This is a genomic window from Methanoculleus frigidifontis, assembly GCF_030464345.1.
Lineage (GTDB): Archaea > Halobacteriota > Methanomicrobia > Methanomicrobiales > Methanoculleaceae > Methanoculleus_A > Methanoculleus_A frigidifontis.
The window spans coordinates 186810-211384 of record NZ_VCYH01000005.1 but is presented as its reverse complement, the minus strand read 5'-3'; the positions used below and the strand labels follow the sequence as shown (position 1 = coordinate 211384).

36 protein-coding genes and 2 tRNA genes are annotated in these 24575 nt (G+C 61.5%); 6 read left to right on the top strand and 32 right to left on the bottom strand.

Translation table 11 applies throughout. The annotated features are described in order from the left end of the window. Positions 1-49: 49 nt before the first annotated feature. From FGU65_RS09460 to FGU65_RS09410, 11 genes are all read right to left on the bottom strand, one after another. Positions 50-766 (bottom strand): recombinase RecT, encoded by a 717-nt coding sequence (locus FGU65_RS09460; RefSeq protein ID WP_301664206.1) that lies wholly within the window; start codon positions 764-766, stop codon positions 50-52. Beyond that, entirely contained in the window at positions 763-921 is a 159-nt protein-coding gene (locus FGU65_RS09455) for a hypothetical protein (protein WP_301664205.1), read from the bottom strand. The genes FGU65_RS09460 and FGU65_RS09455 overlap by 4 nt, the downstream gene beginning before the upstream one ends. Then, positions 918-1112 (bottom strand): hypothetical protein, encoded by a 195-nt coding sequence (locus FGU65_RS09450; RefSeq protein ID WP_301664204.1) that lies wholly within the window; start codon positions 1110-1112, stop codon positions 918-920. Before FGU65_RS09450 ends, FGU65_RS09455 begins: the two co-directional genes overlap by 4 nt. Continuing rightward, complete coding sequence (locus FGU65_RS09445) at positions 1109-1606, bottom strand: hypothetical protein (protein WP_301664203.1); 498 nt, start codon at positions 1604-1606, stop codon at positions 1109-1111. The genes FGU65_RS09450 and FGU65_RS09445 overlap by 4 nt, the downstream gene beginning before the upstream one ends. A gap of 167 nt (positions 1607-1773) precedes the next feature. Continuing rightward, complete coding sequence (locus FGU65_RS09440; protein WP_301664202.1) at positions 1774-1938, bottom strand: hypothetical protein; 165 nt, start codon at positions 1936-1938, stop codon at positions 1774-1776. Between the two features lie 176 nt (positions 1939-2114). Then, the gene (locus FGU65_RS09435) at positions 2115-2303 is read right to left on the bottom strand and encodes a hypothetical protein (RefSeq protein WP_301664201.1); all 189 of its coding nucleotides are present in this window, start codon (positions 2301-2303) and stop codon (positions 2115-2117) included. Continuing rightward, positions 2304-2555, bottom strand: a complete 252-nt coding sequence (locus tag FGU65_RS09430; RefSeq protein WP_301664200.1) for a hypothetical protein — start codon at positions 2553-2555, stop codon at positions 2304-2306. Further along, a complete protein-coding gene (locus FGU65_RS09425; RefSeq protein ID WP_301664199.1) occupies positions 2552-2743 on the bottom strand; it encodes a hypothetical protein in 192 nt (63 codons plus the stop codon). The genes FGU65_RS09430 and FGU65_RS09425 overlap by 4 nt, the downstream gene beginning before the upstream one ends. Beyond that, a complete protein-coding gene (locus FGU65_RS09420; protein ID WP_301664198.1) occupies positions 2743-3315 on the bottom strand; it encodes an HNH endonuclease in 573 nt (190 codons plus the stop codon). The genes FGU65_RS09425 and FGU65_RS09420 overlap by 1 nt, the downstream gene beginning before the upstream one ends. Positions 3316-3320: 5 nt before the next feature. Continuing rightward, a complete protein-coding gene (locus tag FGU65_RS09415; RefSeq protein WP_301664197.1) occupies positions 3321-3803 on the bottom strand; it encodes a hypothetical protein in 483 nt (160 codons plus the stop codon). After that, the gene (locus FGU65_RS09410; protein WP_301664196.1) at positions 3800-3940 is read right to left on the bottom strand and encodes a hypothetical protein; all 141 of its coding nucleotides are present in this window, start codon (positions 3938-3940) and stop codon (positions 3800-3802) included. The genes FGU65_RS09415 and FGU65_RS09410 overlap by 4 nt, the downstream gene beginning before the upstream one ends. A 158-nt stretch (positions 3941-4098) precedes the next feature. On the opposite strand from FGU65_RS09410, the gene FGU65_RS09405 reads away from it, so the two are divergent. Both FGU65_RS09405 and FGU65_RS09400 read left to right on the top strand, forming a co-directional pair. Next, positions 4099-4293, top strand: a complete 195-nt coding sequence (locus FGU65_RS09405) for a CopG family ribbon-helix-helix protein (protein WP_301664195.1) — start codon at positions 4099-4101, stop codon at positions 4291-4293. Next, a complete protein-coding gene (locus tag FGU65_RS09400) occupies positions 4294-4605 on the top strand; it encodes a hypothetical protein (RefSeq protein WP_301664194.1) in 312 nt (103 codons plus the stop codon). Positions 4606-4698: 93 nt separating this feature from the next. On the opposite strand, the gene FGU65_RS09395 is transcribed toward FGU65_RS09400, so the two are convergent. The 4 genes from FGU65_RS09395 to htpX all read right to left on the bottom strand — a co-directional run bounded on the left by FGU65_RS09395 (position 4699) and on the right by htpX (position 6451). Further along, positions 4699-4905: a hypothetical protein gene (locus FGU65_RS09395; RefSeq protein ID WP_301664193.1), complete on the bottom strand. Its 207-nt coding sequence runs from the start codon at positions 4903-4905 to the stop codon at positions 4699-4701. 443 nt (positions 4906-5348) lie between these two features. After that, positions 5349-5422 (bottom strand) — tRNA-Val (locus FGU65_RS09390). Positions 5423-5425: 3 nt separating this feature from the next. Further along, positions 5426-5496, bottom strand: a tRNA-Gly gene (locus FGU65_RS09385). 73 nt (positions 5497-5569) lie between these two features. After that, the gene (htpX, locus tag FGU65_RS09380; RefSeq protein WP_301664192.1) at positions 5570-6451 is read right to left on the bottom strand and encodes a zinc metalloprotease HtpX; all 882 of its coding nucleotides are present in this window, start codon (positions 6449-6451) and stop codon (positions 5570-5572) included. Between the two features lie 151 nt (positions 6452-6602). On the opposite strand from htpX, the gene FGU65_RS09375 reads away from it, so the two are divergent. Both FGU65_RS09375 and FGU65_RS09370 read left to right on the top strand, forming a co-directional pair. Next, positions 6603-7367, top strand: a complete 765-nt coding sequence (locus tag FGU65_RS09375) for a sulfide-dependent adenosine diphosphate thiazole synthase (RefSeq protein ID WP_301664191.1) — start codon at positions 6603-6605, stop codon at positions 7365-7367. A gap of 31 nt (positions 7368-7398) precedes the next feature. Further along, positions 7399-8055, top strand: a complete 657-nt coding sequence (locus FGU65_RS09370; protein ID WP_301664190.1) for a putative phosphothreonine lyase domain-containing protein — start codon at positions 7399-7401, stop codon at positions 8053-8055. Positions 8056-8127: 72 nt separating this feature from the next. Here FGU65_RS09370 and FGU65_RS09365 read toward each other — a convergent pair whose 3' ends face one another. From FGU65_RS09365 to FGU65_RS09320, 10 genes are all read right to left on the bottom strand, one after another. Next, complete coding sequence (locus FGU65_RS09365; protein ID WP_301664189.1) at positions 8128-8274, bottom strand: 50S ribosomal protein L40e; 147 nt, start codon at positions 8272-8274, stop codon at positions 8128-8130. Between the two features lie 47 nt (positions 8275-8321). Then, entirely contained in the window at positions 8322-8873 is a 552-nt protein-coding gene (rdgB, locus tag FGU65_RS09360) for an RdgB/HAM1 family non-canonical purine NTP pyrophosphatase (RefSeq protein ID WP_301664188.1), read from the bottom strand. Further along, complete coding sequence (locus FGU65_RS09355) at positions 8870-10453, bottom strand: bifunctional N(6)-L-threonylcarbamoyladenine synthase/serine/threonine protein kinase (protein WP_301664187.1); 1584 nt, start codon at positions 10451-10453, stop codon at positions 8870-8872. The genes rdgB and FGU65_RS09355 overlap by 4 nt, the downstream gene beginning before the upstream one ends. Before the next feature lie 128 nt (positions 10454-10581). Further along, positions 10582-10737 carry a 30S ribosomal protein S27ae gene (locus FGU65_RS09350; protein ID WP_301664186.1) on the bottom strand — a complete coding sequence of 52 codons (156 nt, stop codon included), beginning with the start codon at positions 10735-10737 and terminating at the stop codon, positions 10582-10584. Positions 10738-10739: 2 nt separating this feature from the next. Then, the gene (locus tag FGU65_RS09345) at positions 10740-11033 is read right to left on the bottom strand and encodes a 30S ribosomal protein S24e (protein ID WP_301664185.1); all 294 of its coding nucleotides are present in this window, start codon (positions 11031-11033) and stop codon (positions 10740-10742) included. Positions 11034-11088: 55 nt separating this feature from the next. Continuing rightward, positions 11089-11574: a GTP-dependent dephospho-CoA kinase family protein gene (locus tag FGU65_RS09340; RefSeq protein ID WP_301664184.1), complete on the bottom strand. Its 486-nt coding sequence runs from the start codon at positions 11572-11574 to the stop codon at positions 11089-11091. Further along, positions 11574-11774, bottom strand: coding sequence for a transcription elongation factor subunit Spt4 (gene spt4, locus FGU65_RS09335; protein WP_301664183.1), 201 nt, complete (start codon positions 11772-11774; stop codon positions 11574-11576). The genes FGU65_RS09340 and spt4 overlap by 1 nt, the downstream gene beginning before the upstream one ends. After that, positions 11761-12342 (bottom strand): DNA-directed RNA polymerase, encoded by a 582-nt coding sequence (locus FGU65_RS09330; RefSeq protein ID WP_301664182.1) that lies wholly within the window; start codon positions 12340-12342, stop codon positions 11761-11763. The genes spt4 and FGU65_RS09330 overlap by 14 nt, the downstream gene beginning before the upstream one ends. Positions 12343-12348: 6 nt before the next feature. Continuing rightward, complete coding sequence (locus FGU65_RS09325) at positions 12349-12762, bottom strand: type II toxin-antitoxin system VapC family toxin (RefSeq protein WP_301664181.1); 414 nt, start codon at positions 12760-12762, stop codon at positions 12349-12351. Next, positions 12726-13961 carry a translation initiation factor IF-2 subunit gamma gene (locus FGU65_RS09320; protein WP_301664180.1) on the bottom strand — a complete coding sequence of 412 codons (1236 nt, stop codon included), beginning with the start codon at positions 13959-13961 and terminating at the stop codon, positions 12726-12728. Before FGU65_RS09320 ends, FGU65_RS09325 begins: the two co-directional genes overlap by 37 nt. Before the next feature lie 404 nt (positions 13962-14365). Here FGU65_RS09320 and nikR point away from each other — a divergent pair, with 404 nt between their 5' ends. Beyond that, entirely contained in the window at positions 14366-14788 is a 423-nt protein-coding gene (nikR, locus tag FGU65_RS09315) for a nickel-responsive transcriptional regulator NikR (protein ID WP_301664179.1), read from the top strand. Here nikR and FGU65_RS09310 read toward each other — a convergent pair. Continuing rightward, the gene (locus FGU65_RS09310; RefSeq protein ID WP_301664178.1) at positions 14785-15078 is read right to left on the bottom strand and encodes a DUF2098 domain-containing protein; all 294 of its coding nucleotides are present in this window, start codon (positions 15076-15078) and stop codon (positions 14785-14787) included. The two genes, nikR and FGU65_RS09310, sit on opposite strands and share 4 nt — an antisense overlap. Positions 15079-15134: 56 nt before the next feature. Between FGU65_RS09310 and FGU65_RS09305 the strand changes: the two genes are divergently transcribed. Further along, positions 15135-16313, top strand: a complete 1179-nt coding sequence (locus FGU65_RS09305; protein WP_301664177.1) for a YcaO-related McrA-glycine thioamidation protein — start codon at positions 15135-15137, stop codon at positions 16311-16313. Here FGU65_RS09305 and FGU65_RS09300 read toward each other — a convergent pair. The 6 genes from FGU65_RS09300 to glmS form a co-directional block, all read right to left on the bottom strand. After that, a complete protein-coding gene (locus tag FGU65_RS09300) occupies positions 16310-17287 on the bottom strand; it encodes a histone deacetylase family protein (protein ID WP_301664176.1) in 978 nt (325 codons plus the stop codon). The two genes, FGU65_RS09305 and FGU65_RS09300, sit on opposite strands and share 4 nt — an antisense overlap. Before the next feature lie 6 nt (positions 17288-17293). Continuing rightward, positions 17294-19912: an oligosaccharyl transferase, archaeosortase A system-associated gene (locus FGU65_RS09295; RefSeq protein WP_301664175.1), complete on the bottom strand. Its 2619-nt coding sequence runs from the start codon at positions 19910-19912 to the stop codon at positions 17294-17296. 92 nt (positions 19913-20004) lie between these two features. Next, complete coding sequence (locus tag FGU65_RS09290; protein WP_301664174.1) at positions 20005-21147, bottom strand: glycosyltransferase; 1143 nt, start codon at positions 21145-21147, stop codon at positions 20005-20007. Between the two features lie 7 nt (positions 21148-21154). Further along, the gene (locus FGU65_RS09285; protein WP_301664173.1) at positions 21155-22243 is read right to left on the bottom strand and encodes a DegT/DnrJ/EryC1/StrS family aminotransferase; all 1089 of its coding nucleotides are present in this window, start codon (positions 22241-22243) and stop codon (positions 21155-21157) included. Further along, complete coding sequence (locus FGU65_RS09280; protein WP_301664172.1) at positions 22243-22839, bottom strand: N-acetyltransferase; 597 nt, start codon at positions 22837-22839, stop codon at positions 22243-22245. Before FGU65_RS09280 ends, FGU65_RS09285 begins: the two co-directional genes overlap by 1 nt. Next, on the bottom strand, positions 22836-24575 hold the full coding sequence (gene glmS / locus FGU65_RS09275; RefSeq protein WP_301664171.1) for a glutamine--fructose-6-phosphate transaminase (isomerizing): 1740 nt from the start codon (positions 24573-24575) through the stop codon (positions 22836-22838). Before glmS ends, FGU65_RS09280 begins: the two co-directional genes overlap by 4 nt.

The window sequence follows — 24575 nt, the reverse complement described above, 5'->3', positions numbered from 1 at the left end:
CCAAGCGAGAACATCAGAAACCTCATAAATACTCTCAGAAAGCGGCCGCTCATCCCCCTCTCCTCTGCTGCTTCCATACCTCCGTGGCGCACTCCTCGCAGATACCAGCCGGGAGTGTCAGCCCGTCCCGGTCGAAAGCCCCCCGGTACTTGTCGAGGAGCGGAGGAAGGAGCGGGTCGTGCTTCCCGCACCTTGAGCACTTCCCCTCTGCCGGCATCCTCTCCACCGTGGCCGGCTCACCGTCAACGGTGGCCGTCGTCGCGAACTCTGCCGAGGAGTATTCCGCCGGCATCTCCGCTTCGTCGTACAGCCCGGAGATGCAGAACGCCCGTCTGAGCGCGTGAGACTCGGCGCACTTCTGCAGCATGACGTACGGCATTTTATCCCAGGCTCCCGGCTGTTTCCCGGGCGGCGTCGGTTTGTAGAACTCATCGAACCGGACGGTGACCCGGATCGGGTGACTCATCTTCTTATGGTAAACCGTGCATGTCGCGGAGAACAGTTTTCCGTCTCGCTCCTCGAATGCGGTTTCCATCCCGTCGAAATTCCCGGAGTTGTGCGCCAGGGTGAGAAACCCATCCCGCCCGACGATGATACCCATCGGGGTAGCCCATATCTGCCGGGCGAACGGGTCCAACTTGTACTTCTTCGCCAGCTCAAGCATCAGCATGAACTGCTCCGGTTTGCAGCCCTTCGCCACCGTCTCAAGCATGATCTCCCGCTGCTTCGCGGAATACTCACCGACAACGGCGATCTCAGCGGTCATGCGTCTTCCCTCCTCTTCGCCTGCTTCCGGGGATTGTAGACCGTCTTCCACCTCTCCCGGTTCTCCCGGTAGTACTGCCGGTCTTTCTCAATCTGCGCCTTCGCCCGCTCCGCGTCCTTTGCCAGCCGCTCCGCAAGCTCAGTGAGAGACATCATACCTCGATCTCCCCGAAATACGCTAGGACGGTGAGCAGGCACCCTTCCTGCACCTCATCGCCACAGTGCCGGCACTGCTCCTCTCCGATCCGGGGAGTCAGCTCCGACCGGTCTTCATGGAAGCAGCACGAATAGCCGACCGTCCGTACAAATGTGTGCCCCCGAGGACACTCCCAGGTATCACTAGTCATAGATACTCCTCCAATTCAGGAAGTTCATTGATAATCGCCGTTTTTGCAACCTGTTCAGAAACGCCGGCCTTCGTCGCTACCAGGGTGCACCGGTTCCGCATCCCCCGTGAGAAAGCATCCCGCCCCCCGAGCTCTCGTATCCAGTACCGGATGTTCTCATACTCGCCCCTGTCATCGAACATCTCCCGGATGAGCGTTTCCAGGCCTGCAAGTTTCTTCTTCTCTTCATGCGCCGCCTGCGCCTTGAGAGCGTTAAGGGAATCAATCTTGGACTGTAACTGCTGCATCCCCTGCTGCAGGGTAGAGAGCTGGTTCTGTACATCTGATACAACAACATCGACCGCTACCGGATCACGACCCTTCGAGAAGTACACCTTCAGGAGACTGTTCACCAGCCCGGAGAAGTTCCCCCCGCCTTTCACGAAGGCATCAACGGCCGGTTTTAATTCCGGCAACAGGCTAACGGAGGTTGAAACTCGGGCTATGCTCTCCACCCCCTTCTCTGCCTCTGGATGCCCGGAAAGGGGGATAGGAGGGAAGAAAACCGCTGTGTGTAGTACTGTGCTATTATTATTAGTACAGTACTTAGTACAGTGGTAGTAGTAGTAGTAGTAGCGGGAAAATTAGTTCCAGCGGAAATGAAAGGAGGTATGAGACGCATTTAAGCCCTCCTCCGCTTCCTCTCGTTCGCTACTAACTCAGCAATCCTCTCGATAATCGCCTCTCGGACGGCACCCCGGCAGATCTTCTGAACGTCCAGCTTCAGGATGCGGCTCATCTCCCTCTCCTTCTCATCCAGGACAAACGACTCTTCGACGAAACGCATTCACCTATCCTCCTTGGAATATTGTCTCCGTCGCTCCTCACTCTCTGTAAGGGCAGCCGGATCGAACTCCGGCCGGAAGCTCATACTGCCGCATAGCCTGCAGGACTTCACACCCTCCGGTATCACCGTCATCTTGCCCTTCCGGAAGCACCCCGAGCACAACCACCGGCCGGTTGTCAGGGTGCGAGTGTCGGACATCCTCCGCACCTCCCGGACTCGAGCGCAGCCATCCGGATCTTCAGCTCTGCGATCTCCCGGTCGCGCTGCTGAAGCTGCCGCTGCAGGTGCAGCTCCATCGTGTTAAACCGCTTCTCGAGCTCGAACTTCCGTACCTCCGTGTTTTTATCTGCAAAGGTTTGCGCCACTCATGCCGCCCCCTTCCATCGCTGCAGGTACTTCTCCGACAACTTCCAGGTGCATACATGCCGATTGTCCTTTGAAACCCGCTCGATAGCGTCCGAGTTATGGAAATACTGCAGACCCCTTCCGGCCGGAAGGGATATCCCGTGCCGGCGAAGGTCTGCAGCAGTCCATGGCCGGTCTCCGAAGGCCTCCGCAACCCCCGCGAGGAAATCACCATGAAAGCGTACAACCCGCCCGAGGAGCGTCCGGCTCATCTCGCCACCTCGTTAATCAGCTCGTTTGCGAACTTCCGGAGCTCATGAGCGGCCTGAATCCTCCTCCGGAAGTCCTCCGGGTTCCGGCAGTCTCCGTATACCTTGATGCACCCGCCCTTCCCCGGCGTCCCGATCTCGATGGAATCCGGATCGAGGTGATAGTGATAGTGCGTCTGCTGCTGCTCCATCACGCCTCACCCCTCGCAGCCGGGTATGCCTTCCCCCGGAGAATCAGGCTGATCTGCTGCTGTGGTACTCCGTACTCATGCGCTAACCGGCGTTGCGTCAGCCGGCCGCGCCCCTTCGGAAGTTCCCGGGTCTCAGCCCACCGCCGCCGGATCTCCTCCGCCTGCTCATTCGTGAGCTTCGCCCGCGGATGATCCTCCCCCGGCCGGAAGAACCCGCTCGGTGCATTCGGGTTCCGGCAGTTCTCACGCGGGGAGACGAGCCGGAGATTCTCGATCCGGTTGTCCGTCTTATCTCCGTTGATGTGGTCGATCTGCTGCCCCTGCTCCTCCGGGATCTTCCCGCCGTGAGTGCCGATCCACACGGCACGATGGGCCATGATCGCCACGGCCATCCCATTCCACTTGGTCCCGATCATCAGGTAGCCGGAGCCGGTCAGGGTGCCCTTCACCTCCGCATGAAATCTATTGTAGATCCGGCCTTCGTGCGGGATCACGTACCAGTCGCCCCGGAGGAACCTCTGCGAGGCTACGAGGTCCGAGAGATAAGGGATGGTCTCAGATGAGTTTGCCATCTCCATCAGCTCCCGGTGATGATCGGTGAGATCGTCTTCTCGAGCGTCCGGATCTCCGCACACTGACAAGCCGCGCACCGCTCGACCTTCGCCACCCGCTCTTCGATAGCTTCAAGCCTCTGAGCGAGCATAGAAGAGAGATGTGCATTCAGGGGTGACGGTTTCAGATCACCCGCTACGGCCTTGCAGCCATGCGCAGCTGCGAACCGTGCGGCTTCTGCCTCGAAGTCCTTGATCTCCTTCCGCACCGCTATCTGGATGCCGTCATAGAGGTTCGGCGCGTCGCCTGCGTTGTCTACGGTTACCATTGTCACACGGTTGTAGACAACCAGGGACACACCGTCCCGGCCGACACCATACAGCTTCTGATCGACTGCTATCTTCGGGAGATGCCTCCCTTCGTTCCTCGTCTCCCAGGTGAAGAAGACATCCTTTGAAAACTCAACGCGGTCCTCAAACTCATTCAGATCGTGGACTGTTACAATCATGCTTCAGCCTCTTTTACTTCGGTCTTCTCAAGGTCGATACCAAGCGTCTCAAGCCCTTTCACCAGGACAAGACGCGCCGCTTCAGTGCGGGTAACCATATGGTTCCGGTTTTGCACCTCGCGTATGGCTTTCAGCATCCAGCGAGGGACGCGGAAACCCAGGTTTATTAACTCGTTCTGTTCTTTGTTATGCATTGTAATGCACACAATAACAGTTAATTACAATAGATTTATGCCTTCCGGTATACCTTTGTCATACAACAGTTGACAGATCGAAAAATGAGAGGAGGGGAGTCATGGCACAGGAGACAAAGCAAGTATGCGTGAGAATGCCGGTGGACTTGCTCGAGAAGATCGACAAGCTCGCGGAGGTCCAGCATAGAGACCGGTCCAACATGGTTGTTCATGTACTGGCGCTCTATGTCGAGGCTCTCGAAAAGCAGGAAAACAAGCCGGAATGGGTCAAAGTCGAAGAAGGGTGGATTGATTAAATGTTGCTGCCTGTCAAGGTGTCTCCCAGCCGTCGCGTATGGGCTGATGTTTCATTCTGCTATGAAAAGCAGATCTACGCCAACTCCTCAGAAGAGCTCTCTCGGTACCTCCTGAAGTACGGCCGGGTTAACGGCGTCTACGAAGATGAGCAGATCGCATATGAGATCCGCCGGACGGTCTCATCGATGCTCCGGCGCGGCGTCCCTCACCGGCAGGTCGTGGAAGAAGCCTCCACGCTGTACGGCATCCCGGAAGAGTGCGTCGAAGAAGTAGTGGCCGCGGTGCCGGCAGAGAACTCCACTCCCGGGTAGGCAGGGAATGCCGCTACAGCTCGAGACAGATAATCGGTTGTGGCATCCAACAGAGATGGATGGGTCAAGGAGTCTCTGAACTCGAAGGGTTGTTCAAAATTTTGCATCGGCAGTTATAACCGCATATATACTTTTGATAGCTTTTATATATCCAACAGCAACAGTGGTAACTATGGATAAAGTACCATGGATATTGCTAATTGTTGGAATCTTATTGTTTTTCGGTGGAGTATCGTTCGGTGCAGCAACTCCTGAATCCTTTATGTCAGGAATACTCATTGGCACGGTTGGTGGGTGCATGGCTATGGTCGGTTTCGTAAAATTGCGAAATAAGTTGAATCGATGGATTGACCAATAAACGTTTAAAATCGGATAAATCCAACGCCGGATTCTTTTACAGTTAGTATAAGCTACCCTAGGTGATAGTTCAGCAGACCCCCGCCCGACGTTGTTACCCTCTCTTTAAGGTGGTCTAAGCAGAGTCTTAGATGTTCATGTGTGTCCGGATGTGTCCGGACATGTCCGGACAGGAGAAAAGAGAAATGAATAAAGGAGAAAAACCGAAAAAGGCGAGAATCCGGAGATTTAGAAAACGGTTACACACAACCGTGTCGCCGGAGACTTACGAATTTTTGACGAATAAAGCCCTAAATGCGGGTAAATTGCTAGATAACGCAGTCTCCGAACTCCAAACAAAAACGACGGTAGAAATGGTCTTAATTTGCCAAAATAAGCCCGAAAGATGGGCTCGGGGCGATTCGAACGCCCGATCTTCGCCGTGTGAAGGCGACGTCATGACCAGCTAGACCACGAGCCCTGATGCATCGACCGGGAATTGAACCCGGGCTATTGGCTTGGAAGGCCAAAGTCATACCACTAGACCATCGATGCGTGTGCACGAAGTGCCTATGTATTTTGTCGGTACCGGATAATAAAGGTTGAGACCGGAGGGGTTTTCGGGGGGTTAGTATCCCCTGGCCTCCGCCTCCAGCGCCTCGAGCGCCGCGACGCGCTTCTCGAGCGGCGGGTGGGTGGAGAAGAGCTCCATCAGGGTGTTCCCGGAGAGAGCGGGGATGATGAAGAACGCATTCGCACCCTCCACCTCCTGCTTCTTCTCGGCCGGAATGTAGTCCATCCGGCCGCTGATCTTCTGCAGCGCCGATATCAGCGCCCGCGGGTTCTTCGTCATGTAGGCGCTGCCCCGGTCCGCGGCGAACTCCCGGTAGCGGGAGAGGGCACGGATCAGCAGGGTGCTCACCACCCAGACCAGGATCGAGGCGATGAAGACCAGGATCAACGCTCCGCCGTTGTTGTCCCGCCGGCCGAAGAGGCCGATGAAGAGCCAGTTGCGCATGATCAGGAAGGCGAGCATCGAGAGGAAACTCGCCACCGTCAGCGTCAGCATGTCGCGGTTCTTCACGTGCGAGAGCTCGTGGGCGAGGACCGCCTCGAGCTCGTCCTTGTTCAGTATCCGCACGATCGAATCGGTCACCGCCACGACGGCGTTGCTCGGGCTCCTGCCGGTCGCAAACGCGTTCGGAACCGGCGAAGACATCACGCCGAGTCTCGGCATGGGAAGATCCGCCTCAGCCGCGAGACGTTGCACCATCCGGTGCAGCTCGGGGTACTCGTCCTCCTCGACGATCCGGGTGCCCGTACTCCAGAGCACCAGCTTGTCCGAGAAGAAGTACTGGAAGAATGCCATTCCCGCTGCAATCAGCAGGAGGAATTCGAAACCGAACCCGAGCGCCGAGAGGATACCCAGGAATATCAGGTAGACGATGAGCAGCAGAAACGACGTCAACGCCATCCGCGCCGTCAACCCAAAGTCTCGCGTCCATTTCATTATGGACTACTGTTTCACGGGAGGCATATTAATACATCCGTCGCCGGATTTGGATGCAAATTACAGACGCCCCCGTTCAGGGGCTCCGGGACTGTCCGCGCCACTGCCATTATTAGGAGACAGCAACTAACCTGTAGGTGAGTGAACCCAGATGGAACTCAATGAAGTGACGATCAGCAGAGCCATCGTCGAGGAGCAGACCAGGATACTCCTCGACTACCTGGAGATGGACGCCGCAATCGTCGGCGGCGGGCCTTCCGGGCTTGCCTGCGCCGCGCTGCTCGGTGAACGGGGCGTCAAATGTGCTCTCATCGAGAAGAAGCTCAGCATCGGCGGCGGCATGTGGGGCGGCGGGATGATGTTCCCCCGGATCGTCGTCCAGGAGGAGGCACGGCGGCTCCTCGACCGGTTCGGTATCACCCACCGCGAGTATGCCCCCGGCTACTTCGTCGCCTCCTCCGTTGAGGCCGTCGCGAAACTGACGGCCGCGGCCTGCGACGCCGGCGTCGAGTTCTTCAACCTCACCACCGTCGAGGACGTCATGATCAAGAGCGACGCCCGGGTGAGCGGCCTCGTCGTCAACTGGACGCCGGTCGAGATGGCCGGGCTGCACGTTGACCCCCTCACCCTCGCCTGCGCATGCACGATCGACGCCACCGGGCACGACGCGGTGGTCGCCCGGATGGTCGAAGCGAAGGGTGCGGAGATCGCGGTGAAGGGGGAGAGTTTCATGTGGGCGGAGCGGGCCGAGACGAACATCGTCGGGCACACCCGCGAGATCTACCCGGGTCTCGTCGTGACCGGCATGGCGGCCAACGCCGTCGCGGGCGAGAGCCGCATGGGGCCGATCTTCGGCGGAATGCTCCTCTCGGGCGAACGGGCTGCAGCCCTCGTCGCCGAAAAACTCGGAAAATAACGGATACGATCCACCACGCAGGGCGAAGACCATGACCACGGATACAGTTGATGCAGAGGCGCTTGCCGAGATCGCATACGGAATATTCGAGATCGTCGTAAACCGGGAACTCTGCCGGCGCGGGTCGTACCTCTTCGAACTCGTCGAGTCGGACCGGGACTTTTGGGAAAATTTCCAGGAGATCTTCACCGGGTTCCGGGATGAGTACCCGCAGCTTGCCGAGGCGCTGGAGGCACGGTTCGGCTCGACCGAAGCGATCTACGGCCAGCTGCTGGCCGGCGAGGGGGTCGCCCCCTCACGGACAACCCAGATGTACTGGATCGTCCAGGACGCGCCGGACTTCAACAGTGCGGAGTTCGACGACGAACTCGGCGGCAAATGGCTTATCTTCGTCGACCCGGCCGATGCCGACGCAGTCTGGCGGCGCGTCCGGGACGAGACCTCCGCCGGACGGCTCGGCATCTCGGCACGGGTCAGCACGGCAAAGGAGAACCCCGACGCGCGCGACGGCCGGACGGTCATCTACGTCTTCACACGCGACTGGAGCGACGAGGCGGACGTCATGCGGGTGCGCGAACGGCTCCGCGAACTCGGCGTTACCGACCGGATCGGCTACAAGCGCAACATCGAGACCTACCTGGGCGAGTACAGCGAGAAGGGCAAGAAGGTCACCTACTACAGCGCCTGAAAACCCTTTGAAAAAAGTTTTTCCCGGATATACCGGTATTTACTGTATCGATGCACAAAAAGAGCAGGGGCTCTAGGCCTTCCGCTCCTTGGACTTCGGCCGGAGATTCTCGTAGCCGCACTTGCGGCAGCGGGTTGCGCGGATTGCGTTCCGTGCGTTGCATTTCATGCATATCTTTACGTTGAGTAATCGTGCTTCTGCTTCAGCGAATCGTGCCATGAGTAAAACCCCACTTGTCAGTTCACTACTATTTGCGCTCTCTGCTCTTAATCGTTCTGGCAGATCAGCCACTCCCGCAGCGCCGCAAGCGCCCGGCCACGGTGGGAGATTCTGCTCTTCTCTGCGAGCGGGATCTCCGCGAGCGTCCGGCCATCGTGCTCAAAGATCGGGTCGTAGCCGAACCCCTCCACACCCCGCGGCGATGAGGCGATCGTCCCGGGAAGGATGCCGCGGAAGATCCGGATGCCGGCATCGTCCGCGTAGGCGATCGCCGTCTCGAAGTGGGCGCTCCGGTCACGCGCCCCCTCCATCAGTTTGAGGATGCCCACGTTGCCGATGGTATCCTGGACATAGGCCGCGTATGGCCCCGGAAACCCGGCGAGGGCATCGACAAAAAACCCGGTGTCGTCGACGATCAGCGGCGCATTCAGCATCTCGTAGGCGCACCGGGCCTTCTCGCGGGCGATCGTCCCGATGTCGTTGTCACGCAGCTCCGGCAGATCGCAGGCGACGTGCCCCACCTCGAGGATGCCCGCAAAGTAGGAGGCAACCTCACGCGCCTTGCCCGGGTTTCCGGTGACGACGGTCAGGCTCCTCATAGGTACCTCCCCCGCATCTCCACCTCGCGCTCCCGGGCGAGCGCCTCCTCTGCACCCGGAAAGGCCTCGGCATACCCCTCGACGAAGGCCTCCCGGAGCGCCGCGAAGGAGTCGGAGGTGCTCTCCAGCGTCTGGAAGAGGACGTGAAGATCGACCCCGCGGCTCTCGAGCTCGGACGAAACGTGTGCCAGCCCGAAGTCGATCAGCACGCACTGGCCATCCCGCACGATCATGTTGCTCGTGGTGAGATCGCCGTGCACGATCCCGGCGGCGTGCAGCCTCCCGACGGCGACGCCTGCACGCGCGAGGTTCTCCTCCGTCATCGCGTACTTCAGCACGTCACCCTTGATTCGCTCCATCAGGATGGTATCAGCGGTGATCTCCCGGATAACCGGGGTCGCCACCCCGGCCCGCCGGGCGGCCGCAAGGAGCCGGCTCTCCGCCCGCGTCCGCTCGATGATCAGCCGGCGATCGAGGGCTTCGTTCCGGTAGCGTTTGCCGACCCGGCGCTTGACGATGAACTCGCCCGCCTCCTCGACGACCGCTTCTGCCCCCTGCGCCCGGCCGCCTTCGAGCGGCTCTCCCCGGACGGCCTCGCCCAGATCGGAGCGCCAAGCGACCTCCACCTCGTCAACCCGGTACCCGGGACGGACCTGCGACTCGGCTAGCGGGAGGGTCACCCCCGCTTCCAGCATGATCCTGCCGGTGTAGGCGATCATCGCCCCGTTGTCACCAAGATAGGTTCGCTCCGGCACCGCGAAGGCCGCCCCGCGGTCCTCGCACATCTCCCGGAGCATCTCCTGGAGGCGTGCGTTCGCGCCGACACCGCCGACCAGCAGCACCTCGTCCTTCCCGGCATGGGCGAGCGCGCGCTCCGTCACCTCGACGCACATCGCAAACGCCGTCTCCTGCAGGCCGTGACAGACATCCTCGAGCGGGGAACTGCTCTCCTGCGCGGCGCTGATCAGCCCCGAGAAGGCGAGGTCCATCCCCTTGACCGTGTAGGGCAGTTCGAGGTAGCTCCCTTCGCGGGCGAGCCGCTCGACGACGGGCCCGCCCGGGTGCGGAAGATCGTGGCTCCGGGCGAACTTGTCAAGGCCGTTGCCGATCCCGATATCCAGCGTCTCCCCGAAGATCCGGTACCTGCCGTTCAGGTAGCCGATGACCTGGGTGTTCGCCCCGCTCGCGTAGAGCACGATCGGGTCGGCAAAGCCGGTCGCCCACCTGCCGATCTCCACATGCGCGACGCAGTGATTCACCCCGACGAGCGGGACGTCGAGCGCGAGGGCGAGCGCCCGGGCGGCCGTCGCCACGGTGCGCAGGCACGGCCCGAGTCCAGGCCCCTGCGAAAACGCAACGGCGCGGACCTGTTCTGCTTCCGGCAGAACCCGGGCGATGACGTCCTTCATCACCGACGCATGGTGCTGCGCCGCCTCGCGCGGGTGAATCCCTCCGGTCGGGGGGGAGTAGGGTGCAGAATGGAGCGCCACAAGGTCGTCGTCGAAAAGAGCGGCGCTGACGTTCCACGCGGTGCCCTCGAGCCCCAGCACCTGCCCGGACGGCGGTATCGATTCAGGCATAGAACAGTAACTTCTCCTCGTATAGCGGGAAAACGTATCGGAATCCGGGTGCTCTGGTCAGATGACCCGTCGAAAAATATTCGGGCACACCCGGGTCCCGGTAGGGCGCCTGCGCGCCCCGGGCATGCTCACTTCTTGAACTCGGTGTAACCGCACTTGCCGCATGCACTGCGATCGCCGTGCTCAGCCATCAGGACACCGGGCCCGCACCGGGGGCAATGCCGCTTCTGCAGGACCGCGCGGTCACCCTCGACGCTGTAGCATCCGCTGCGCTTGACCGCCATGTTCAGGCCTCACTCTCTTCCGCGGCCTTCCCGCGCTTGACCAGGTACTCGCGCTCGGTGCGCTGTTTGCTCTCTTCGTCGTCGTAGATACGGGCGACGCCGGTCACTTCCATCTTTCCGAAACTGGTCTTCAGAGAATCCAGCACCACAAGATCCTCCTTCTGGTTCAGGAGTGCAGCGATCTTGCTCTGGATGTTCTGCCGGGACGGGGTCGCCCCCTCAAAGGTGAGGGTGAACGCGACCTCCCTCCGGTTTAACAGTTTGTTCCTCTCATCACGGGTAAATGCAAAGTCCATCAATATCCCTCAATTATTGTTGACAGATTCATATAAAACATAGTGCCCCGGAGGGCTACTCTTCGACGAAGAGGGAGAAAAGAAATTCTGCTCTCTCTTTCGCCTCCGCATCGACGATCCGCAGGATAACCCCCTCGCAGGGCTGGCCGTAGAGGACGACCGCTCCCGGCTGAGCCGCAATGACCAGCGGGATCACCGCGAGGTCCTCCTCGCCGTCGACGATGATCAGGCGGGGGGGATCGGCCACCGCCTCTTCGATCGCCGCTATCAGCTCGGGCGTGATCGTCCCGGCCGGGTTCCATGCCGTCGCCCGACGGCTCCGGAGGAGCGGAGAGCGGTTCACCGGCGAGCGCATCGTGTAGCCGTCGATGATCGCGATCTGGGGCGTTATCCCTGCCTTCAGGATGTTCTCGGTGACCACGTCCCCGACGACATAGACCGGGCGGCCTTCGAGAACGGGGAGAAGCGCAGGGATGTCCGGGTACAGCGTCCCGAACGGCCGCTTGAAACAGTCCCTGTGCTCGGCGGGGAGCCGGAGCATCAGCGGACCTTCAGGGCGTACCGGCCGGCCATAGTGATGTTCATCTTCCTGGCGATCTCGGAACGCTCGGGATCGATGATCACCAGATACCCGGCCCAGTCTTCGCTCAGGTTGGACGTGCCGCAGATCACGCAGGCCTCGCCGTCGACGACCCGGTGACACTCACGGCAGACATGCACCTGCTTTTTACGCACCACCATGGGCCGCACCTCGTTCCTTCTCCCGCTCGAGCTCCTCTTCCAGCCAGCGCCCGGTGCCGAGGCCGGACTGGCGCATCGTCAGGCCGATTTTACTCTCCCGCGGCTCCCGCTCGTTTAAGGAGAGCGCGACGACCCGCGCCCGGATGCCGTCGCCGACCGCGATGTAGCGCTTCGACTCCTGACAGATCAGCCGGGCGTTCTTCTCGTCGTAGCTGATATAATCGTCGGAGATCTGGCTGACGTGCAGCATCGCGTCGATAGGCCCGAGGCTGACGAACGCGCCGAACCCGGTCGTCTCCACGACCTGCCCCTCGATGACCTCCTGCAGGGCGAGGCGGAGCACCAGCGCCTCGAACCGGACGTCGTAGTAGATCGCCCCGTCGCCCGGGATCAGTTCTCCCTGGCCGATATTCAGCACCTTCGTTACGGCGATGTAGATGCCGATCTCCTTGGTGATGCTCCCTTCGAGCTGCTCCTGCAGCACGTCAAGGATAACCTTCTCAAGATCCTCACCGAGGCGGTTTGGGGGGACCCGCACCTTGTCCTCGAGCGTCATTTTGTAATACATTGTATCTTATCCCCGGATCAATTCCAGCTTCTTCTGTTTTCTCATCGATACGACATCAATGCCCCGGTCAAGCAGGGCATTGCGCAGGTGCCGGTCGTTGGTGACGACGACGCAGCCCTCGCGCTCTGCAAACTCAGCGACCCGTTCGTCGACGGAGCGGCGCAGACTCCCGCTCGGGAGGACGCGGGAGCGCTCTGCCATCGCAAGACCGACACGCGCAGCCGCCGCATCCCTGCCGCGGCCGCGGGTGAGCCCCGCGAGCTCGCCAACCACATCTTCGAGGGTTATTGCCTCATAGTCACCGAAGAGGAGGCTGAGTTCTTCGTAGATATCGACGCCGAACTGGGCGGGCATCATCAGCGCGTTGGCGTCGAGCAGCACCTTCACTCGGTCAGGACTCCCATCCCGATCAGCCGCCATCGTCCGCCCACCTGCCGGCTGATAGCGATCCGTGCACCGATCTCGGCGCAGACCGGACGCTTGAGCAGCACCTCGACCACATTCTTCTTGGCGTTCACCACGACACCGACGGTCACGGCGGTGCCGACCGAGAGCATCAGGGGCTCTTTGTGCTTCAGCGGCTCGATGAGCTGCTCGCTGTCCGAACCGACGACGCGGTCCATCAGGGTCACCTCAAACTTCATCCGGTCCCAGACCGGCGGAAGCTTGCCGACGTGCCCGGCCACCTGACCGGCAAGCGCATCGCTCTTTGTCAGCGCCGGATCGAGTTTCGTCGCGATCCCGAGCAGCCCGCCGGGGGTGGCCTCGATCACCTTGTTCGATCCCGCGTTGATGGAGGTGATCTTCGTGGTGATCGGTTCCCACTTCGTCCGGTTCTCGACCTGCACCGAACGGCCGGGGCGGATCTCCATGTCGTCGCCTTCCTTGAAGAGCCCTCGCGTCAGGGAACCGCCGACGACGCCGCCCTTCACCTCGCGCCAGTTGCAGCCCGGCTTATTGATATCGAAGGATCGGGCGACGAGCATGATCGGCTCGTCCTCGGGATTCCGCTCCGGCTCCGGGATCGTCTCGTCGAGCGCCATGATCAGTGCACCGATATTGATCCCCTTCTGCGCCGAGACCGGTATGATGGGGGCATTCTCCGCAATGGTGCCCCTGACGAAATCTTTTATCTGCTGGTAGTGCTTCAGGGCTTCCGCCTGCGTGACCACGTCGATCTTGTTCTGCACGATGACAATATTCTGTATCCCGATCAGCTCGAGCGCCATCAGGTGCTCTTTGGTCTGCGGCTGCGGACAGGCCTCGTTGGCGGCGATGACCAGCATCGCGCCGTCCATCAGCGCCGACCCGGAGAGCATCGTCGCCATCAGTGTCTCGTGGCCGGGGGCGTCGACGAACGAGACCGTCCGGAACGCCTCGGCCTTCGCACCGCACTCCGGACACTCAGGACCGCTCGTGTACGCATCGGAGCCTTCGCACCCCGCGCACCGGTAGAACGTGGTATCGGCGTACCCGAGTCGGATGGAGATACCCCGTTTGATCTCTTCACTATGCCTGTCCGTCCATACCCCTGTCAGCGAACTGACAAGCGTGGTCTTGCCATGATCGACATGACCGACAAGCCCGATATTGACACCAGGAACGTATACATCACGCAAAACTACCCGAACCTCCTTACTCTATATATGGTGACACTACTTATACATAATCAGTGGGGGTGCAGGAGCACCCGCGAAACGTTCGTTTCTGCCCTTTGTATGACATCACCAGCAGTGAGCCGTCCCGACGAATCGGCTCTGCAGCAAGCCGTTCATACTCCCACGGTTCCTGCCGCTTCTTCACCCGGGTGCCCGGGCTTTTATATATCACCGCCTCCGGGCACCGGAGAATGCCAACGGCTGCGGTTCCGGAAGATGGCGGAACGGACAGCGCCAAAGAAGGGTTCCGCCAGGTCCGGGCAGGGATGGTGCCGGTCAACAAAGCATACTTCGTATGAAAAAAGTACCCGGTAACGAGAGAAATATTAAACATCATGTACTTATAATGAAACATTGACGAGAGTATGACAAGTGAGACAGAACTTTCACGCATCGGGATCTCGCTCCCGAAGAACCTGCTCGATAAATTCGATGATATTCTGAAACTTCGAGGATATTCATCCCGTTCTGAGGGGATACGGGACTCGATCCGGAGTTATATCACACACTACCAATGGATCTCCGACGTCAAGGGCGAGCGGCAGGGGGTCGTCACCATGGTCTACGACCACGATCATCGCGGACTTCTGCAGACACTTACCGAGATCCAGCACGACTATGCGAATATAATCCAGGCATCGCTCCACTCACACGTAACGCATAACAAATGTCTCGAGGTTATCCTGATACGGGGCGACGGGACGGAACTTAAGAACATCGCAGAAAAACTGATGGCGCAGAAAGGAGTGGAATCGGTCAAACTGACGACGATCCCGATCGAGGATTAACCGCCGCCCTCACAGCTCTGGTCGGTGGCAAACCAGGCATCTTTGAGGTTCTCTGCAAACTTCTTCTCCTTCTCGAGGTAACTCTCGACATCCCGTTCCTTCTCTTCCTTCTGGCCGGTGCCCGCCGCCTGCCCGAGACCGACGAGCTGGTCGAGCCGGTAGAGGAGGTGCGTACTGTCGAGTTCGGCATAGACCTCACCGTCGACCTCCTCGATCGCGACGACCGTCCCCGACGTTCCTGTCCTGGGGTAGCGCACCGGCATACCGACCGCAATCTCATCAGCGTTCATGAATGTAGGGTAGCATCTGCCAAAGTATAAATCATCGCCTGCACTGATCTTGTATGATGAAGTGCACGATCCGGCAGGTTAAGAAGCAGTATTTCGACGGTACGCACCGGTATAAGTCTCCGGAAGAGACACACGCCGACATCGCTCCCCTGATGGATCGGATCGGTGTCACCGAGGTCGTCGATATCACGCACCTCGACCGCCTCGGCATCCCGGTCTTCTCCGCCGTCCGCCCGAAAGCGGCCCCGGGAGCCGCCCGGGTGCACGCAGGGAAAGGAAAAGAGCCGATCCACGCCGAGGTCTCCGCCATGATGGAGGCGCTCGAACGCTACTCGAGTGAGTATCACGGCGATCCGATGGAGTATTCGACGTACGAAGAGCTGGGAATCCACCGGGCCGTCGACCCCGAAGACCTCCTCCTTCCCCGCCGGATCGGGCAGGATGAGAAGATCCACTGGACACCCTCCTGGGACATCCTCAGCGACGAAGAGGTCTTTGTCCCGAGCAACGCCGTCTTCCATCCCTACGACAGCCTTGGGATGGCGATGCCGCTCTTCCGGAGCGACACGAACGGACTTGCCTCCGGGAACGTCATGGAAGAGGCGATCCTGCACGGCATCCTCGAGGTGATCGAACGGGCGGACTTAAGCCTCGCCGAAGAGAAACGCTCCCTCGGCCGGCGCCTTACCATTGAGCACGACTGCCCGGCCCGCGAGGTGATCGACCGGTTCGAGGAGAACGGTGTTTCGATCCACCTCTGGCTGCTCGAGGGGAAGACCGGTATCCCGACCGTCGCAGCAGCGGCGGACGATACCGTCACCCGCGACCCGGGGATGCTCGTGATCGGGTCCGGGACGCACACCTGCCCCGAGATCGCCGCGCTCCGGGCGATCACCGAGGTCGCGCAGAGCAGGGGGAGCTACCTGCAGGGAGGCCGCTCCGACCCGCAGCGGGAGGAGTTCCTGCGAAGAGCAGGCTACGATCGACTCAAGCGGATCAACCGGATGTGGTTCGCCGACGCCGACGCGATCGAGATCACGGACGTCCCCGATATCAGCACGCAGTACTTCGACGAGGATATCCGCCGGACACTCGCAGAGGTCGGTGCGCATACCGATCGCGTCTGCGTCTGCGACCTCTCGAGGACGGCGGTACCGGTCGTGCGGATCGTCATCCCCGGTTTCGAGGTCTCCTATATGGACAAAGACCGGCGCCGCACCGACCGCCCTGCCTAATAAAATCGCACTTTTTTCAGGATTCTGACGATCTCCCCGGTCGAGCGCTGCGCCTCAGCGGTGCAGCAGTCGGCAGGATCGATCCGGTGCCCCTGCAGGGCACGAATGATATCGGCGACCGCCTCTCCCTGCGAAGGGCCGTAGCCCCCCTCCAGAACGAGCGCGAGGGCGGTGTCGACAGAGTCGGCGAGAAGCCCGGCCAGCACCTGATAGTCGATGGGAGCGAGCAGCATCCGACCGTGCCCGTCGTCGATGAGGGCGTCCTGCCCGGCCGAGACGATCAGCAGGTCGGGCTTGAACCGGGTGATCGCCGGGATGAAGACCTCCCGGAAGACGAGAAGGTAGTCGGCGAGATGTGACCCGGGCCGGAGCGGGGCGTTGAGGGTATACCCACGGCCGGCGCCGGTGCCGATCTCGTCGATCCAGCCGGTCTTCGGGAAACTGTCCGCCTCGTGAACCGAGCAGTAGAGGACGCGGTCGCTGTTGTAAAAGATCGACTGCGTGCCATTGCCGTGGTGCAGGTCCCAGTCGAGGATCGCGACGCGGTCGACGGACGCGAGCAGCTTTGCGGCCGCGACCGCGGCGTTGTTGAAGATGCAGAACCCCATCGCCCGGTCGGGTTCGGCGTGGTGACCGGGCGGGCGAACCAGGGCAAAAGAGTGCTCGGCGTCGAGCGCCCGCTCCGCCGCCAGGCAGGAAGAGCCTGCGGCGTATGAAGCGACCTCGAACGAATTGCCGGTGATATACGTGTTGGCGTCCAGGTACCAGGTTCCGCTGGCGAATTCGCGGATCCACCGGACGTGCTGCGGCCGGTGGACGCGTTCAAGGTCCTCGACGGATGCACGGGCAGGATCGCGCCACCGCAGACCACCGGGAAGAGAGGAGGTGATCGTCCGGAGACGGGTACTCGACTCCGCATGGCGCTCCATATCGTGTCGGGCAAACACATCCCCGGAGACTACCGAGCACCTCATCGCACTTCAGTTGATATACCTGCCCTGCGCAATATCGTCTTCGGTGACGTCGAAGATCAGCGCCGTACCCGCGATCTGGTAGGGTCCGGTCGCCGTAACCTCGCCCGAACCATCGGTCGTGGCGTACGGAACGACGAACTCGCCGCTGGCACTCTCCTGGCGGTACGTAAACGTCCGGCCGGTGTTGGTGACGATCGGCACCTCAATGACGCCCTCGCCACGGATCTTCGCACCCGGAACGTACTCGAAGATCTTCACGTACTTGATATCCGGCACGCTGGCGCCGCCGGAGAAGACGTTCTGCGGCGACTCGTGGACGAGCCGGTAGTGCTGCAGGGCCGGGACGCGCTCGACCGGCGCATAGATCGCATTGTAGTCGTTGAAGACACCGGCGCGGGTGCCGGCGGCAGCGTTCCGGTTATACTGCTCCGCCGCCGCCAGGGCGTCGGACGCCGCCATCCGCTCGGCACGGGTGACCACCGGAAGCGACGAGCCGGAGACTCCGCCTTCGCGGTACTCGACGTAGATGGCGGACGAGGGATCGGTCATGGAGCCGTCGAAGTTGTGGAGGCGGGAGACCGTCGTCTCGTAGTAGTCCTGAGTGCGCAGGGGGACCTGGTTGTAGGAGGTCGAACCGGCCTCCGCCGGGACAAGGAAGTACGGCTCGAAGGGCGTGTTGCCGACCGTCGCGTTCGCCCAGGTGGCCATGGCGTGGAACTTGCCGGTATCCATCTGGATATCGGTGATGACGTAGCGGGTGCCCAGGGTATCCAGAATGACGTTCGCCGTCTCTTCGGAGGTGGTGGTGAAGTAGACGCCCGCCCCGTTGGGTCCGATGACACCGCGCTGGAACGGATTTGCGTTCGGGATCCGCTTGGAGATGAACGTTATCCAGTGGCCGTAGTCCCACCAGGACATCACGCCGTAGGCTTCGTCCGGGTAGGTGTAGGCGGTCTGGTCGTAGATGGCGTAGTAGTCAACGCCGGTCTCGGGCGTATTCGCCCCGAACCACTCCAAGGACTCCTGCCACTGCGAGTCCATACCGGTCAGGTACACGCTCGACGAGAGCGCCATGTCGGTCGTCAGCGACTGTCCGGCAAAGACGAGGCCGACGACGACGACCACGGCAACCATACCGACCTTCAGGAAGTCGGGCTGATGCTTTGCTGCGGCCTTCGGCTTCTGCTGCTTTGCCGCCCCTTTCTTTTTCTTCTTGCCCGGTTCGGGGGAATTTTCATCCGCGGCATCGGGCTTCTCGGCGACCTGCTCGCCCAAATTGCCGAAGAGGCGGCGGATATCACCCCACCCGGCATCCAGGACGAACCCGATGAATATGGCCGCGAGCAGGGCGATGTTGGCGGCGAGGTAGTACTCGTACCTGACGTGCGCAATCGTCGAGTAGAGGATCACCGCCGACCAGATGAGGACGAATATCTGTGCAGGGTGCTCTTCACGCCAGTTCCGATAGATGAGGGTGACAAACCCGCCGGCCAGCAGCAGAAGCCCCCAGTGGAAGGTCGTCACGGCATCGGTGAAGCTCCAGGCTCGTGCCTCCTGCACGGTCGTCGTGATCGCTTCAGAGCCGAAGAACCCGGCGATACTTCCCATGATGATGGCGAAGAAATCGGGCAGGGCAACGGCGACGACGGCAAACGCAAGGACGGCGATGCCGACGAGGGATGCCGGGTAGAGGTACTTCGGCTTGCCCTGCAGGTAGGCTGCAAGACCGTAGAGGAGGAACGTCCCTAGGATCACGGCGAGATAGGCGATGACGTGCATGATCGAGTACTGGGAGAGGCTCAGCCCCGCGTGCTGGATCCCGACGACGAACATCCCGAGGATCGCCACGCCGAAGACGACCAGGTTCAGAAAGACCAGGTACTCGCTCGTCCTGCCGCGGTAGTAGTCCCAGACGAACTGCACCAGGGTGAAGATGGCGACGATCAGGGCGAAGAGGACCATCGTCGGCATCGTGTAGAGCCCGAGCAGGTAGGCGATACCGGCGAGGACTGCGGCAACGGCGGGAGCCTTGAGGGTTTCAAAATGCCGGATATCGAAGTCTTTGCTCCGCACCGCCCCGATAGCGACGATATAGGCCAGGACGAAGAGGGTGGAGAAGAGCACCTCAGCGATATGGTGGTCGACGAAGCCGAAGAGCGACCGGTAGAGGTATGCCCCTGAGACGACGGCGATGAACCCGGCCGAGAGCAGGCCGGTCTTCCAGTCCGCCATCTTCGCACCGATCCCGTACATGACCGGCACCATCGCGGCGGCCATCAGCGGCGGCACCCAGGACGCCACGACCATGATCTCGGGCCGCGTCGCCGCACCGGCCAGGAGAGAGAGCGTCGAGATGATGGAGATGAAGAGCGGCCCCCAGTAGATCGTCTCCCCGTACGGGAAGTAGGTCATTGCATCGAACCAGGCGTACTCCGGGAAGTTTGCAACCATCTGCTCGACCTGGCGGAGGTTGTACCAGGGATCGTTGCCCAGGAGATCGACGCCGGCCGCGGTGATCATCTGGTCCGCGGAGAGCGCCCGTATCCAGAGGGCAAACGCCGAAAGGATGATGAGCAATCCGATAATGACATATGTCCGGTATTTATTCAGTTCTGCTAGAGCCATCAGACCCTCCTTCTGTCACGTTTCTGTTTCTCTGTAAACCATTAATAAGGTTGGCTTATACAATACCAGGGAAGGCTAAAAGAGGGCGGGATTCAGGCAGATCTCGTAATTCTCTCGAATATTTCCTCAAACTCCCGTGCTTTATTCCGCCAGCTGTGTTCGGCGATCCTGATATCGTAGCGGCCGGGCCCCTCCAGCACCTCGCGGACTTTCGGGACGAATTCCTCACGGTTTTTGTAGATGAAGAGGTGGTCTCCCCCCATCCGGATCATATCCGGGATGGGGGTCGAGAGGATCGGTTTTCCGCAGGCCGAATACTCGAAGTACTTGTTCGGCAGAGCGATGTCGATCCACTGCGGGGGGGAGAGGGGGATCGTGCAGAGATCCATCGGCGCGATATACTGCGGCATTTCGCGGTATTCGACCGCCCCGGTGAAGACGACGCGATCGGCGATGCCGAGCTCCGCCGCGAGCCGTTTGAGTTCTTCCGAGTAGTCCGTGAAGAGCGAGCCGCCGACGATCAGCAGCACCGCATCGGAGCGGATCGCGAGGATATCCGGGAACGCCCGGATCACCTCGTCGAGGGCATACCAGCGCTCGACCGCACCGGCAAACCCGAGGACGAAGGCATCGTCGTCGATGCCGAGCTCCGGGCGCATCGTGCACCGATCCATCGGCCGGAAGAGGTCGGTGTTGACCCCGTTCGTGATCAACGTCGGCTCGTACCCGTACCGGGCGAGCTTCGCGACGAGCCCGGGGGAGACCGTCGTGACGAGGTCGCTCCGGTCGAGGTTGTAGCGGGTGATCGCGAGGACGCCACTCTTGAGAGCCCACTGCAGCGCCGGATTTCTGTAGTAGGCGGCCGCGGAGTCGGGGAACCAGTCCTTCAGGTCGAAGACGACCGGGACGTCGTACTTCTTCGCGGCACGGATCATGGCTGTCCCGGCGAGGACGTGGGCGCCGACGACCACATCGATCTCGTTGTCGCGGATGATATCCCGGATGACGCGGTAGTGGCAGGGGGCGTTCAGCGTATAGTGGAGAAGCGGGCTTTCGACCGGGTACTTCGTCGCTTCGTGCACGACGAGCCGGGTCGCCCGCTCCTTCCCCCGGCTGACGTGGAAGTGCGGGACGTGCACCTCGTGGCGGGTGGCGAGCTCCTCGAAGATGTTGTGATGCCGCGAGGGGATGGGGTGGTGGATGTAGTCCTGGGTCGAGACGAGTAGGATCTTCATGTCTTATCTAGAGGGATCTGAGGGCGGAGCAGATATGATCGAGGTCGTCGTCCGTCACCTGCGGGTGAACCGGCAGGCTCAGCACCGAGGCGGCGAGCCGTTCGGAGACGGGGCACCGGCAGCCTTTTGCCTCCGCCGTGTACACGGGCTGGCAGTGGATCGGAACCGGGTAATGCACGGCGGTTCCGACGCCAGCATCGTGCAGGTGCTGCATCACCGCGTCACGGTCGAGGGTCAGATCGTCCGGGACGCGGACGACGTACTGGTGGTAGACGTGCCGGACGTCGCCGCGGCAGTAGGGCGGGATAAGCCCGCTCTCCTCGGCGCAGCGGTAGAGGCGCGCCGCGTTCAGGATCCGCCGCTCGTTGAACCCCTCGAGCCGGTCGAGCTGGACGAGGCCGACGGCGGCGCCGATGTTGGTCAGCCGGTAGTTGTAGCCGATGGCGGTGTGCAGGTACTTCCGGCTCTGCCCGTGGTTGATGAAGAGCCGCACCTTTTCTGCGAGGTCTGCGTCGTTGGTCGTGACCATGCCTCCCTCCCCGGTGGTCATGTTCTTCGTGGGGTAGAACGAAAAACAGGCGAGGTCGCCGAGGCTGCCGACCCGCCGGCCCCGGTACGCGGCGCCGTGCGCCTGTGCCGCATCCTCGACAAGGAGGAGATCGGCCTCGTCGCAGATCCGGGCAAGAGCGGCGACGTCGAAGGGCTGGCCGTAGAGGTGGACGCCGACGACCGCCTTTGTGTCCGGGCGTATCGCCTCGCGGACGGCGGCCGGGTCGATGGTGAAGGCCTGCTCGTCGACGTCCACGAAGATCGGCGTCGCCCCGCACATCGAGACGCAGGTCGCCGTGGCGATGAACGAAAACGACGGGACGATGACCGAGTCGCCGGGGCCGACACCTGCCGCCAGCAGAGCGGCGTGGAGCGCTGCCGTCCCGGAGTTTACGGCAACACCATGGGCGGCGCCGCAGTAGCCGGCGAACCGCGACTCGAACTCTGCAACCACATCCCCCTGTGCCAGCATCCCGGAGCGCATCACCTCGGCGACGGCCGCAATCTCCTCCTCCCCGACGAAGGGCTTTGCAACGGGGACGTACATCAGCGCCGCTCCACTTCGGGGGGAAGAGGTCGGAAGCGCGCCGGCGTCCCGACCGCGAGCGTCCGCGGCGGGACGTCCTTCGTCACGACGGCACCGGCAGCCACGAACGCACCTTCGCCGATGGTGACCCCCGGAACGATGGTAACATTCGCCCCGATGACCGCTCCGTCCTCCAGCACCGGCCCTTCCAGCGGGATCTTACCGCTCGGGGGGTACCGGTCGTTCGTGAGCACGGTGTTCGGGCCGATGAAGACACCGTTCCCTATCCGGGTGTCGGTCGGGATGTAGACCATGCTCTGGAGCCGGACGTCGTCGCCGATGATCGCGCTCCCCTCGATGATAGCCGCCGTGCCGATGGCGACCCTATCACCGATCGTTGTCTTCTCCCGGACGAGGACGTTATGCCCGGTCTGGAAATCATCGCCGATCGTCACATCGCAGTAGATGATGGTTCCTGAGCGGAGGGTCGCGTTCCTGCCGATGACCGCGCCGGAATAGTCATCCGTCCCCACCCGCTCCCGGGACGGGAACCCGATCGTCACCGGGTCGAATATCCGGTGCCCCGGGCCGAGAGTATTTCTGCCGTATTCAATCATTCAACAGTCACGCTCTTTGCAAGGTTTCGTGGTTTGTCGACGTCCCGGGCGAGGGCGCAGGCGGTATGGTAGGAGAGGAGCTGCAGGGCGACCGAGGTGGTGAGCACCTGCACCATCGGATCGGAGTCCGGGATCGGGATGAAGATGTCCACGATCTCCGCGAGTTCCGTATCGCCCTTCTTCCCGAGCGCGATGATCGGCGCCCGCCGCGCCTTCATCTCTTTGATGTTGGAGATCATCACCCCGTAGGTCGACCCGGGCGGGCAGATCGCCACCACCGGCGTCTCGGGTGTCAGCAGGGCGAAGGGACCGTGCTTCAGCTCGCCGGCAGCGTAGCCCTCCGCGTGGACATAACTGATCTCCTTCATCTTCAGCGCCCCCTCCATTGAAACCGGGTAGAACGGGCCGCGTCCGACGAAGAAGACGTGCTCCGCCTCCCGGCAGAGGGCGACCGCACCCTGCATCTCCTGCAGGAGCACCTCACCGATAGCCAGGTGAGCGTGCTGGAGCAAATCGTCGTACTTTCCGTCGCAACGGACGTTCACGATCTCCATCAGCGCTGCCAGCTGCGCAATGTACGACTTGGTCGCGGCGACACTGATCTCGGGGCCGGCGCGCATCATCAGGGTCGTATCGGCGATGCGGGTGACGGTGCTCCCCTGCACGTTGGTGATGGCGAGTGTCGGGCAGTTGTGGGCTTTGGCCATCTTCAGGGCGGCGATGGTATCGGCGGTCTCGCCCGACTGGGTGACCGCGATGACGAGGCCGCGGAGGGGCGGCGGGTAGTACTTGAACTCGGACCCGAGCTCGACCCTGACCGGGATCCGGCAGAGAGGCTCTGCCAGATACTTGAAGATCAGCGCCGTGTGGTAGGAGGTGCCGCAGGCGACCAGGGTGATCTCCTCGGCGTCCCGGATCATCTCCTGCACTGCATCGCTGATACCGGCGCGGATCGTCTCGTAGAAGGCCTGCGGCTGCTCGAAGATCTCCTTGAGCATGTAGTGGGCGAACCCGCCCTTCTTGGCGTCCTCGATGCCCCAGTTGACGAGCTCGACCGACCGCTCCACCTTCGCGCCGTCGTGATAGATTTCCACACGCTCTGGAGATATCTCGGCGATGTCCCCATCTTCCAGGAAGATGATCCGTTCGGTGTGCTCGAGGAGGGGCGTCATGTCCGATGCCGCAAAGAGCTCGCCGTCGCCGATACCGAGCACCAGGGGGCTGCAGTCACGGGCGGCGACGATCCGGTCGTCGTGAGCGGATACCGCAAGGATCGCGTAGGAGCCCTCCAGGAGCGGGACGGTCTTTTTGACCGCCTCCAGCAGATCGCCGGTGAAGTTCTCTTCGAGGAGGTGGACGATCACCTCGGTATCGGTCTCGGAGCGGAAGATGTGCCCGCGCTCCAGGAGCTGCTTTTTGAGCTCGATGTAGTTCTCGATCACACCGTTGTGGACGAGAGCAAGCCGCCCGGTGCAGTCGGTATGCGGGTGGGCGTTGCTGTCGTTCGGTTCGCCGTGCGTCGCCCAGCGGGTGTGGCCGATGCCGACCGAACCGCCCAGCACAACGGTGCCCGCCTCGCTCTCCGAGATCCGACCCTGCTTTTTGAAGACGTCGATCTCGCTGCCGACCGTGGCGATGCCGAACGAGTCGTAGCCACGGTATTCCAGCCTTTTAAGCCCCTGGATCAGGAGCGGGGTGGCTTCTCGCCGCCCGATATACCCCACAATTCCGCACAT

Excerpts from the sequence above, each read along its gene's own strand:
- FGU65_RS09460 (WP_301664206.1), bottom strand. The coding sequence starts at position 766 with ATGACCGCTGAGATCGCCGTTGTCGGTGAGTATTCCGCGAAGCAGCGG.
- FGU65_RS09455 (WP_301664205.1), bottom strand. The coding sequence starts at position 921 with ATGATGTCTCTCACTGAGCTTGCGGAGCGGCTGGCAAAGGACGCGGAG.
- FGU65_RS09450 (WP_301664204.1), bottom strand. The coding sequence starts at position 1,112 with ATGACTAGTGATACCTGGGAGTGTCCTCGGGGGCACACATTTGTACGG.
- FGU65_RS09440 (WP_301664202.1), bottom strand. The coding sequence starts at position 1,938 with ATGCGTTTCGTCGAAGAGTCGTTTGTCCTGGATGAGAAGGAGAGGGAG.
- FGU65_RS09430 (WP_301664200.1), bottom strand. The coding sequence starts at position 2,555 with ATGAGCCGGACGCTCCTCGGGCGGGTTGTACGCTTTCATGGTGATTTC.
- FGU65_RS09425 (WP_301664199.1), bottom strand. The coding sequence starts at position 2,743 with ATGGAGCAGCAGCAGACGCACTATCACTATCACCTCGATCCGGATTCC.
- FGU65_RS09420 (WP_301664198.1), bottom strand. The coding sequence starts at position 3,315 with ATGGCAAACTCATCTGAGACCATCCCTTATCTCTCGGACCTCGTAGCC.
- FGU65_RS09415 (WP_301664197.1), bottom strand. The coding sequence starts at position 3,803 with ATGATTGTAACAGTCCACGATCTGAATGAGTTTGAGGACCGCGTTGAG.
- FGU65_RS09410 (WP_301664196.1), bottom strand. The coding sequence starts at position 3,940 with ATGCTGAAAGCCATACGCGAGGTGCAAAACCGGAACCATATGGTTACC.
- FGU65_RS09405 (WP_301664195.1), top strand. The coding sequence starts at position 4,099 with ATGGCACAGGAGACAAAGCAAGTATGCGTGAGAATGCCGGTGGACTTG.
- FGU65_RS09400 (WP_301664194.1), top strand. The coding sequence starts at position 4,294 with ATGTTGCTGCCTGTCAAGGTGTCTCCCAGCCGTCGCGTATGGGCTGAT.
- FGU65_RS09395 (WP_301664193.1), bottom strand. The coding sequence starts at position 4,905 with ATGCACCCACCAACCGTGCCAATGAGTATTCCTGACATAAAGGATTCA.
- htpX (WP_301664192.1), bottom strand. The coding sequence starts at position 6,451 with ATGAAATGGACGCGAGACTTTGGGTTGACGGCGCGGATGGCGTTGACG.
- FGU65_RS09375 (WP_301664191.1), top strand. The coding sequence starts at position 6,603 with ATGGAACTCAATGAAGTGACGATCAGCAGAGCCATCGTCGAGGAGCAG.
- FGU65_RS09370 (WP_301664190.1), top strand. The coding sequence starts at position 7,399 with ATGACCACGGATACAGTTGATGCAGAGGCGCTTGCCGAGATCGCATAC.
- FGU65_RS09365 (WP_301664189.1), bottom strand. The coding sequence starts at position 8,274 with ATGGCACGATTCGCTGAAGCAGAAGCACGATTACTCAACGTAAAGATA.
- rdgB (WP_301664188.1), bottom strand. The coding sequence starts at position 8,873 with ATGAGGAGCCTGACCGTCGTCACCGGAAACCCGGGCAAGGCGCGTGAG.
- FGU65_RS09355 (WP_301664187.1), bottom strand. The coding sequence starts at position 10,453 with ATGCCTGAATCGATACCGCCGTCCGGGCAGGTGCTGGGGCTCGAGGGC.
- FGU65_RS09350 (WP_301664186.1), bottom strand. The coding sequence starts at position 10,737 with ATGGCGGTCAAGCGCAGCGGATGCTACAGCGTCGAGGGTGACCGCGCG.
- FGU65_RS09345 (WP_301664185.1), bottom strand. The coding sequence starts at position 11,033 with ATGGACTTTGCATTTACCCGTGATGAGAGGAACAAACTGTTAAACCGG.
- FGU65_RS09340 (WP_301664184.1), bottom strand. The coding sequence starts at position 11,574 with ATGCTCCGGCTCCCCGCCGAGCACAGGGACTGTTTCAAGCGGCCGTTC.
- spt4 (WP_301664183.1), bottom strand. The coding sequence starts at position 11,774 with ATGGTGGTGCGTAAAAAGCAGGTGCATGTCTGCCGTGAGTGTCACCGG.
- FGU65_RS09330 (WP_301664182.1), bottom strand. The coding sequence starts at position 12,342 with ATGTATTACAAAATGACGCTCGAGGACAAGGTGCGGGTCCCCCCAAAC.
- FGU65_RS09325 (WP_301664181.1), bottom strand. The coding sequence starts at position 12,762 with ATGGCGGCTGATCGGGATGGGAGTCCTGACCGAGTGAAGGTGCTGCTC.
- nikR (WP_301664179.1), top strand. The coding sequence starts at position 14,366 with ATGACAAGTGAGACAGAACTTTCACGCATCGGGATCTCGCTCCCGAAG.
- FGU65_RS09310 (WP_301664178.1), bottom strand. The coding sequence starts at position 15,078 with ATGAACGCTGATGAGATTGCGGTCGGTATGCCGGTGCGCTACCCCAGG.
- FGU65_RS09305 (WP_301664177.1), top strand. The coding sequence starts at position 15,135 with ATGAAGTGCACGATCCGGCAGGTTAAGAAGCAGTATTTCGACGGTACG.
- FGU65_RS09300 (WP_301664176.1), bottom strand. The coding sequence starts at position 17,287 with ATGAGGTGCTCGGTAGTCTCCGGGGATGTGTTTGCCCGACACGATATG.
- FGU65_RS09295 (WP_301664175.1), bottom strand. The coding sequence starts at position 19,912 with ATGGCTCTAGCAGAACTGAATAAATACCGGACATATGTCATTATCGGA.
- FGU65_RS09290 (WP_301664174.1), bottom strand. The coding sequence starts at position 21,147 with ATGAAGATCCTACTCGTCTCGACCCAGGACTACATCCACCACCCCATC.
- FGU65_RS09285 (WP_301664173.1), bottom strand. The coding sequence starts at position 22,243 with ATGTACGTCCCCGTTGCAAAGCCCTTCGTCGGGGAGGAGGAGATTGCG.
- FGU65_RS09280 (WP_301664172.1), bottom strand. The coding sequence starts at position 22,839 with ATGATTGAATACGGCAGAAATACTCTCGGCCCGGGGCACCGGATATTC.
- glmS (WP_301664171.1), bottom strand. The coding sequence starts at position 24,575 with ATGTGCGGAATTGTGGGGTATATCGGGCGGCGAGAAGCCACCCCGCTC.